The organism is Methylobacterium marchantiae, from assembly GCF_042679825.1.
GTDB lineage: Bacteria > Pseudomonadota > Alphaproteobacteria > Rhizobiales > Beijerinckiaceae > Methylobacterium > Methylobacterium marchantiae.
Window position 1 is genome coordinate 1 of sequence record NZ_JBHTND010000081.1, and the last position, 916, is coordinate 916.

Sequence of the window (916 nt, forward strand, 5' to 3'; positions counted from 1 at the left end):
GGCGATCTCATCCCAGAGATCATCGGGGAGAAGCGGTCTGGCCATGCCAAACCAACGCTCGACATCCGACTCGGTGCCGTTCTGTTAGGCGCTCTTATCCGACGGACTCTTAGAGCGTAGCGGTTTTCCGCTGATTCATCGAACGAAAGGGCAGGCGGCTCCGGTTGGGCCGAGGGCGAGATCCCCCTGACGCGGAGCATTGAGTGCGAAAGGCTCCGTCCCTTCGCGCGGGAAGAAGCTGGGGCCGAGCTCGCGCTCGAAGAAGTCGTTGCCGATCTTGTAGTAGCAGCGATCCTGTAGAGCCGTGACAGCGAAGCTACGCTGGATAATGGGTCGCTTCAGCATCATATCGCTGCGTTGATCGTTGCCGCAATAGCCGGACACCTTCACCGGGGCTGGCCCGTCAAGGAGGATTTTACGCGACGTGCCCGGCTGAACCGTGATAGCCACGCCGCCAGCTTGGCTCACAACCAGGATCAGCCGTGATCGATTGGCGACCTGCCGCAGGCAGAAAGCTTCGGCCACGCCGGAACTCCCAACCGTGACGATGATCGATGCGAGGCCGACGATAAGTGGCGTTACGCGAATGCGCATGTCGAGGACCTTGAGGATACGAGAGTACAGCTTTAGGAATAGGATCTCTATAGTCAGCGATTGATCCCGCCAGGACCGCCGGAGGTTCCGCCAGTGCCCGGAAGTGATCCGGTTCCCGGAGGACCACTGGCACCCGCTCCCAAACCTGGACGTGTCAATGTACCCGAGGTCGCGCCAGTGCCGCCTGTCGGAGCCCTGCCGCTAGTTCCTTCGCCGAAGAGAGATCTAGGTGTGAGCTTTCAGGAGGTTGTCCATCCGGTCTGAACCGAGGAGGCTGGAGTTGCGAGGCTTCAGCTATGTCGGAGAGACCGGATGAACATCC

1 protein-coding gene is annotated in these 916 nt (G+C 60.4%); it reads right to left on the reverse strand.

Going from position 1 to position 916, the window contains the following annotated elements; translation table 11 throughout:
- Nucleotides 1–135 precede the first annotated feature (135 nt).
- Nucleotides 136–594, reverse strand: coding sequence for a hypothetical protein (locus ACFQ4G_RS21900; protein ID WP_379041121.1), 459 nt, complete (start codon nucleotides 592–594; stop codon nucleotides 136–138).
- Nucleotides 595–916: the final 322 nt, after the last annotated feature.